Origin of the sequence: Trichlorobacter sp. (assembly GCF_030247655.1) — a bacterium.
Classification (GTDB): domain Bacteria; phylum Desulfobacterota; class Desulfuromonadia; order Geobacterales; family Pseudopelobacteraceae; genus Trichlorobacter.
The window spans coordinates 1-7,331 of sequence record NZ_JAOTRZ010000146.1 but is presented as its reverse complement, the minus strand read 5'-3'; the positions used below and the strand labels follow the sequence as shown (position 1 = coordinate 7,331).

8 protein-coding genes are annotated in these 7,331 nt (G+C 50.6%); all 8 read right to left on the bottom strand.

Annotated features, from left to right (window positions below; all coding sequences use genetic code 11):
• Window positions 1-731 (bottom strand): flippase (locus OEL57_RS11845; protein WP_300740740.1); only part of this gene is annotated, 731 nt, incomplete at its 3' end.
• An 84-nt stretch (window positions 732-815) separates the two neighbouring features.
• Complete coding sequence (locus tag OEL57_RS11840) at window positions 816-1,784, bottom strand: GDP-L-fucose synthase family protein (RefSeq protein WP_300740739.1); 969 nt, start codon at window positions 1,782-1,784, stop codon at window positions 816-818.
• Window positions 1,784-2,401 (bottom strand): winged helix-turn-helix transcriptional regulator, encoded by a 618-nt coding sequence (locus OEL57_RS11835; protein ID WP_300740738.1) that lies wholly within the window; start codon window positions 2,399-2,401, stop codon window positions 1,784-1,786. Before OEL57_RS11835 ends, OEL57_RS11840 begins: the two co-directional genes overlap by 1 nt.
• Before the next feature lie 25 nt (window positions 2,402-2,426).
• Window positions 2,427-3,611 carry a glycosyltransferase family 4 protein gene (locus OEL57_RS11830; RefSeq protein ID WP_300740737.1) on the bottom strand — a complete coding sequence of 395 codons (1,185 nt, stop codon included), beginning with the start codon at window positions 3,609-3,611 and terminating at the stop codon, window positions 2,427-2,429.
• A complete protein-coding gene (locus OEL57_RS11825) occupies window positions 3,604-4,560 on the bottom strand; it encodes a glycosyltransferase family 2 protein (protein WP_300740736.1) in 957 nt (318 codons plus the stop codon). The genes OEL57_RS11830 and OEL57_RS11825 overlap by 8 nt, the downstream gene beginning before the upstream one ends.
• Before the next feature lie 20 nt (window positions 4,561-4,580).
• Complete coding sequence (locus OEL57_RS11820; RefSeq protein WP_300740735.1) at window positions 4,581-5,522, bottom strand: glycosyltransferase family 2 protein; 942 nt, start codon at window positions 5,520-5,522, stop codon at window positions 4,581-4,583.
• A 66-nt stretch (window positions 5,523-5,588) separates the two neighbouring features.
• Window positions 5,589-6,440 (bottom strand): c-type cytochrome biogenesis protein CcsB, encoded by an 852-nt coding sequence (gene ccsB, locus OEL57_RS11815; RefSeq protein WP_300740734.1) that lies wholly within the window; start codon window positions 6,438-6,440, stop codon window positions 5,589-5,591.
• Window positions 6,441-6,457: 17 nt separating this feature from the next.
• Window positions 6,458-7,331 (bottom strand): cytochrome c biogenesis protein ResB (locus OEL57_RS11810; RefSeq protein WP_300740733.1); only part of this gene is annotated, 874 nt, incomplete at its 5' end.

Genomic DNA, 7,331 nt, shown 5'->3' with positions numbered 1-7,331 from the left:
CCCACCGATCCATCTCCTGTCATTTGACCAAGCATTACCTGATCAATACGTGTATAAATCATCATCATAAGACCTGCAAAAATGAGAGGAGAGCTGTCCCTCAAAAGCATCCTGGCCCACGTAAGGCTGAAATGGAGTTTTAATAACTCGCCTGTTGTTCTATGGTACATAAACAAAAAGCCCATTGCAGCCAAGACTATCTCAAAAAAAGCAGCCCAAGCAAAGGCTGACAACGGTGCCCCTGTTACAATCAGCATTATTTTCACAATAAAAACAAGCACAAAACCCGGCAAATTAGCCCAAAAACTGTTTTTTGACTGGAGCTGTGAAAGAAACCAGAAGTCAAACACCTCAAAGGCCTGAAAAATCATTCCCGACGACACAATTATAATAAGATATAGTGAAAAAGCATCTCCGGGTCTTAAGAAGTGTATTGTTGTTACAGCCAGGAGCACAACAGAAAGACCACCAACAATTTTCAAGCATAAGGCGGTACCAAGAATCTCATTACGAGACTCGGGGTATTTGACCAGATCACGGGTTACTATGCCAAACAAACCGAGATTAGCAACAGCCAGAAACAGCGAAACAAAGGCTGTTGCGTAACTTAGCAAGCCAAATTTCTCAGGCCCGAGGTATCTCATTATCCAGATATTCAGACAAAAGACTGCACCCTGTCTGAATATTTTATCAAAAAGCATCCAACCTGTATTTCTAATTACTTTTTGCAAGGGCGTACGCCTTCCAGACGACTCATCAGAACACAGGAAAAATGTGCAACACACGACTTCCACATGAAAATCAAGAAACTTTATTCAACAATCTACTTTGTTATGCAGATACCACCGGTACGCATCCCGCACACCATCCTCAAGCTCAATCCGATGCTTCCAGCCTAGGGCATGCAGCCGGGACGAATCAGCCAGTTTGCGTGGAGTACCGTCTGGCTTGTCCGTATCAAAGGCCAGCTCACCTTCATAGCCCACCACGTGCTGCACCATCCGGGCAAGGTTTGCAATGCTGATCTCCTGCCCAGACCCGACATTGATCAAGGCCGGTGCGTCAGAATAGGTCAGAAGACTTTCATAATATTCATCTTCAAGCAACATCAGAAACAGCGAGGCATCAGCCAGATCATCCACATGCATAAATTCACGTAACGGGGTACCGGTACCCCAGACGGTGACATTTGGAGAGCCGAATTGCTTGGCTTCATGAAACTTGCGCAGCAGGGCTGGTAGGACATGGGAACCGGTCAGGTCATAGTTATCACCCGGGCCATAGAGGTTGTTGGGCATGGCGGCCAGAAAGCGGGTTCCGTACTGCTGATTGTAGGAACGGCACTGAACAATACCGGCAATTTTGGCTATGGCATAGGCATCATTGCTTGGCTCAAGGGGTGAGGTCAGCAGGTCTGTCTCACGAATCGGCTGGGGGGCAAACTTGGGATAAATACAGGTACTGCCCAGAAACAATAGTCGCTTGACGTTGTTTCTCCAGGCCTCGTGGATCACGTTGGTCTGGATCATCAGATTATCGTAAAGAAATTCAGCCTTACGGGTGCTATTGGCAATGATTCCGCCGACTCGTGCTGCAGCGAGAAAGACATAATCAGGCTTTTCCTGCTCAAAGAAGCTTGTAACAGCGGCCTGATTACGCAAATCCAGCTCTGAGGAGGTTTTTAGCACCAGGTTGCGGTAACCTGCCAGTTCCAATTTACGCACGAGAGCAGAACCAACCATGCCCCGATGACCAGCCACAAATATTTTTGCATTACAATCCATTATCTGTTCTCCAAAAACAGTACCGGCACCTTGATTGACATCGGATCAGTACCGAGATCCAGCAGGGCGTGATAGAGTATATCAGCCCGATTACGCGAGCTGATCAACACCTTGTACATACCACTTAACATGGCACGAGCCAGAGATACGACCTCACGTCCCATAAGCGTTTCACCAGACGCATCCATGTCCATCACCAACGCCACCTCAATACCGGCCTCATGCAATGCCAGCCAGGCCAGTTCAGCACAGCCGTCTATACCGCACAGGGCTACCCGCTCAACCCCTTCATCCTTGAACTGCCTGCACAACTGCCGGTACTCATGCAGTACAACCGGAATCACACGATCCAGATAACGACTGTGCAGTAAGGCTAGCTGGCGCAATTCTGCAGCCCCTTTAGCTGTGAGGTGGTAGGTGCAACGGTTACCGGATAGTTCCTTAACCCTGACCCACCCTTTTACAACAGCGGCCTTAAGGTAGTTATTAACCAGCCCCAGAGCGCTATCCAACCTGCGTGCCAGTTCCCGCTGAGAGCAAACAGGACCTTGCTCCAGCTCGCAGAGCAGTCTGAACAAAGTATAATCATCAAGTGAAGCAGTTGTTGTTTTGTTCATGACCTGAACCGTACCCCAGGACAGATTATTTTTCAACAACCAGTAGCTGTTGATAGACCGCTTCCAGCTCTTTTACCCGCACATCCCAGGCAAGCTGTTCAACTGCCCGTAAACGTAAACGCTTGCCCCGTTGCCGCAACGCTTCTCGATCAGCCAACGCACTGGAAAGGCAACGGGCAAGATCTACGACATCGCCAAAGGCAGCATAGATGCCATCATCACCTAGAAGCTCCCAATTGACCGGTGCATCAAAGGCAACCACCGGCAGACCACAGGCCATGTAGTTTAGCAGTTTACCATTGGCCTCGGTGTCGGAGATCTTCGGAGAAACCGCAAGATCAGCGGCTGCCAGCATCATCGGGGCCTCAGCATAGTTAACCCGACCGGTAAAAGTAACAAAACTGTTCATATTAAGCTCGTCTACCAACTGACGATATTCCTGTTCAGGGTAGCCCATCAACAACAGGTGAAAGTTCCGCCCCTGCTGAATCATCAGCCGTGCTGCATGAATCAGCAGATCAACCCCCTGGTACTGATTGAACAGCCCCAGATAGACGATCACCGGCACCTGGTCATCAATCCCCAACCGCTCACGGGCGGTAGCACGGGGAAAGTATCGGAACACTGAGGTATCAACTCCGTCTGGCAGGGCAACCACCTTTTGCTGAGGCAGCTGCCAAAGCCTGAGCAGCTCGTGCCTGCCTGGTGTTGAGCTGGTGATGATCAGATCAGCCAGGCGGTTAATACGGTTCTCAATCCAGCGAAAGAGGCGGTGCAACAGAGAACCGGTTCCGAAAAATCCATGATTCAGTGACTCACCGCTCAGACTGCCTTGATAATCAAACAGCAGCGGTATCCTGCGCAGCTTGGCAACCACCCAGCCGATCAGCACCCCTTCGTGCAGATGGGCATGAATCAGATCTGGCTTACACTGGCGGGCAACCCGCAATGAGGTGCAGAGCAACAGCAGATCAAGGTAGGGTTTGTGCCAGGAAGGACCAGCCTCATGTTTGCTATACCATGGAATGGCCAGTGTACGCTCAACCGGCACCGGCTCGAGATTGCGCCCCAGATGGTAACAGACAATCCGGACCTGATGCCCCAGAGCCATCAGCGCCCTGGCCTCTTCATAGATCCTGACATGGCAACCGCGATCCGAAAAATACGGCGTGGGAGCGATCATCAGGATACGCAATGGTTTTTCAGACATACTCATCAGGATCGTTCAGTCGTTCTTTTACTGAATAGATCGGCTTGCCCTGTGATTCGTAATAAGTACGGGCATTCAGCTCCCCCAGCAAACCAAGGGTAATGAACTGAACCCCCATGAACATCAGGAAGGCAGTCAGGATAAGGAGGGGGTTTCGGTTCATGCTGGTATTGGCAAACAGTTTCATGTAGACCATGGCACCACCGGTACCACAGGCCAGCAGCATCGAGTAGATGCCCCATTTACCGAATAGCTGGATCGGCTTGGTGGCATAGGAAAGCAGGAACTTTACGGTCAGCAGATCAAGCACCACCCGTACCGTGCGGGAGATACCATATTTGCCGGTGCCATACAGACGGGGATGGTGCCGTACCGGTAGTTCTGCCACCCTGGCACCAATTCGCGAGGCAAGGGCAGGCACAAAACGGTGCATCTCGCCATACAGGCCGATCCCCTCCAACACCTCGCGGCGGTAGGCCTTCAGCGTACAGCCATAATCATGCAGGTGAACATCAGTGAAGCGAGATATCAGACCGTTGGCAATCATGGAGGGCAATTTCCGGTTAATGAAGGTATCCTGCCGATCTTTGCGCCAACCGGAGACTACATCATAACCTTCGTTAATCTTTTCCAGCAGCAACGGGATATCAGCCGGATCGTTCTGCAGGTCACCGTCCATCGGTACGATCACCGCACCACGGGCAGCCTCAAATCCGGCAGCCATGGCTGCTGTCTGGCCAAAGTTACGCCGGAAGCGGATCACCCGCAGACGTTGGTCTTTTGTAGCGAGCTCTTTTAACAGGGGGAAGGAATTATCTCCTGAACCATCATCAACACAGATAATCTCGTACTGCAAACCAGTTGGATCAAGCGCCGAAGTAATTGCTGCATAGAGCGGCTTGATATTATCTTCTTCAAAATAGATCGGAACAACAACACTCAGGTCCATCAAATTCTCCACAGAATAGGTTACGGCTGCATACGGCGTACGGTTACCGGTTGCTGTTTATAGCATATTTGACGCTTCTGCGGGAGCAGAAAGCCAACCAGCAACCCGACACCGTTTGAGATATGCAGGAGAGGAAACAAAAAAGGAAGCAGCAGCAAGAACCAGGCTGAGCGTGCCTGCACTGCAGCACGTACTGTACAGACAGTGACCACTGACAGATACAGCAGCAGTGGCCCCCACCAAAGCAACAGCTGCACAAACGGCAAGGTCAGCAGATACAGTAAAAAAACGAGCGGTACAAACGGCATTAGTCCGCTGAAACCGGCTATTTTGGTCTGTTCAGCCCTGCCACGCCCATAGCGATACATCTGCCTGACAAAAGCGGGTACTGACGCACGTTGACTCCGTTCAACAGCAAGCGCTGGATCGTGCAGCAGTTGGCCGCCACTCTTCTTTAAACGATCAAGCAGCTCGTTTTCTTCATTGGGATACAGCCGTTCATCCAGACCACCGGCTGCCAGAAATGCATCCCGCCGGATGGCGAGATTACAGAGGATCAACTCTCGCTCAGTGGTCTGTCGAACCGCTCCAACAGCCCGGTAACGATTCCGCACACCACCTGCCCCAAGTGGTGAGGCCAGGGCAGCACCGATAGCCCGCTGCAGGATGGTATCAGTTGACGGCGTCAACGATGGTCCCCCAACTGCAACCACCTGCGGATCAACGAAATGCTGTTCAAGCCGCTGCAGGGCATCCGGTACTACCATCGAATCATCATCTATAAAATAGATGATCTCACCCTTTGCCTGCTGCACCGCCTGATTACGCTGGCAGCTTGGATTGATTCCTTCTGAAACCAACAGTTCACAGTGGTCAGCGAGCCAGCCCAGCGATACTATCCGCCCTGCTGCCTGCGGCACCAGGCCAGGTTTGATCGGTATAATGACGGAGACTGTCAGCACTACAACCCCACAAACAGAAAAAACCGGGTAAACCCGGTTTTTTCAAGCAGTATCAAGCGACAAAAACTAGTTTAAACTACCATAGCTATGCAGACCTGACAACAACAGGTTTACTCCCAGATAGCAGAAAATAGTGGCAGCAAAACCGATGATCGAGAGCCATGCAGCCCGCTTGCCAACCCAGCCCTTGGTAAAACGGGCATGCAGAAAGGCAGCATAGACAAACCAGACAATCAGCGACCAGGTCTCTTTTGGATCCCAGCTCCAGTAGGTTCCCCAGGCATAGTTGGCCCAGGCAGCACCGGTGATAATCCCCAGCGTCAAAAGCGGAAAACCGACCATAATAGCCTTATAGTTCAGGTCATCCAGAATTTTGGTGGGTGGAAAGTGGGCAATAACGCTACCGGCGGCATCATTCCCTTTTTCCTCAAATTTTGCTTTGATCAGATACATGATTGAAACACCGCAGGCGACGGCAAAGGCGGCATAGCCAAGGAAGCAGGTCAGAACATGGTAAAGTAGCCAGTTACTCTGCAGAGCAGGCATCAGCGGATTGATGTCTGTTGGCAGGTAGAGCTGCCCCCAGGCCATGGACAGCAGTGCAAACGGCATCACAAATGCGCCGATAATCCGGTATTTGTATTTTGCATCGATGATCCCGAAGATCAGCACAATACTCCAGGCAAAGAAGACCACCGACTCATACAGGTTGGACAGAGGAGCATGCCCCATACCCATGTCATAGGATTCTTTCCAACGCAGGCCTGTGGCAACAGTCTGTACAGCAAAGCCAGCCCAGGCGAGAATAGAACCGGCCAAACCTACCTTGCTGTTACGACTGGCCAGATAGCCAAAAAAAGCCAGGGTAGACAACATGTAAAATATGGTTGTTGCATTAAAGAGTTTTGCACTCAACATTAGGTTTATTCCTCCACTCAGATGTTCTGTTTCTGAAGCTCTTCAGCCATTGCCTCAAACTCGATCATGAATGCCGGCTGATTCTTGCTGGCATTGCCGTAGACCCGTGCATAACCAGGCTGCACCACAATCCAGACCCGCTTATGGGACATAAAGAAGGCGATACAGAGACCAAGGCACATCATGGTACAACCTACCCAGACTACCCATACGCCGGGATCTTTATTAACCTGCAGCCCTGTGTACATTCGGGCATCGGTGCCGATAAAACTAAAAATCAGACTATCCCCCCGCAGTTCATCCAGCGCAGGGTTATTCTTAAACACCTTGAAAAACTTAGGTTCCGTTCCTTTATCGCTGACACTCAATACCGCAGCCGTACCCTCACCCGGGTTGTCAGTCAAATCTACAATTGAAACCAGGCGACCATCAGCAAGACGGGTCTGCAAGGCGGGACGCAGTGCAATCTGCTCAACCTTACCATTTGCGCGATTTTTAACCGTAAAGAAGAAGGTACTGGGATCGTTGGCTTGGCCATAGCTGGACTGATAGAAGGTAATTCCCTTATAGCTCAGCGGTTCGTTCACCACCACCCGTGCATGTTTGTAACCGGGAATCTCTTTGCCGTTTTCAGTAAGGGTCAGGATACTTTTGAATTCCTTTGGCATCTGGCTGGGACCGCCACCACCCGGTGCATCATAAAAGGAAACTGTAAACTGATCACACTTGACCTCAAAGCCTAACGCAATATCCTTGCCATTCCGAGCCTTAATGGTGTTAATCGTTTCACCTTCAACAATGGCAACGAACCCCTTATAGCGCCAGACATTGCCAATAATGGTTGCGGGCAGAATCACCAGAATACGTAAGTAAACCACATAGACACCAAGA

Coding starts and splice junctions, on each gene's coding strand:
- OEL57_RS11840 (WP_300740739.1), bottom strand. CDS start 1,784: ATGGATTGTAATGCAAAAATATTTGTGGCTGGTCATCGGGGCATGGTT.
- OEL57_RS11835 (WP_300740738.1), bottom strand. CDS start 2,401: ATGAACAAAACAACAACTGCTTCACTTGATGATTATACTTTGTTCAGA.
- OEL57_RS11830 (WP_300740737.1), bottom strand. CDS start 3,611: ATGTCTGAAAAACCATTGCGTATCCTGATGATCGCTCCCACGCCGTAT.
- OEL57_RS11825 (WP_300740736.1), bottom strand. CDS start 4,560: ATGGACCTGAGTGTTGTTGTTCCGATCTATTTTGAAGAAGATAATATC.
- ccsB (WP_300740734.1), bottom strand. CDS start 6,440: ATGTTGAGTGCAAAACTCTTTAATGCAACAACCATATTTTACATGTTG.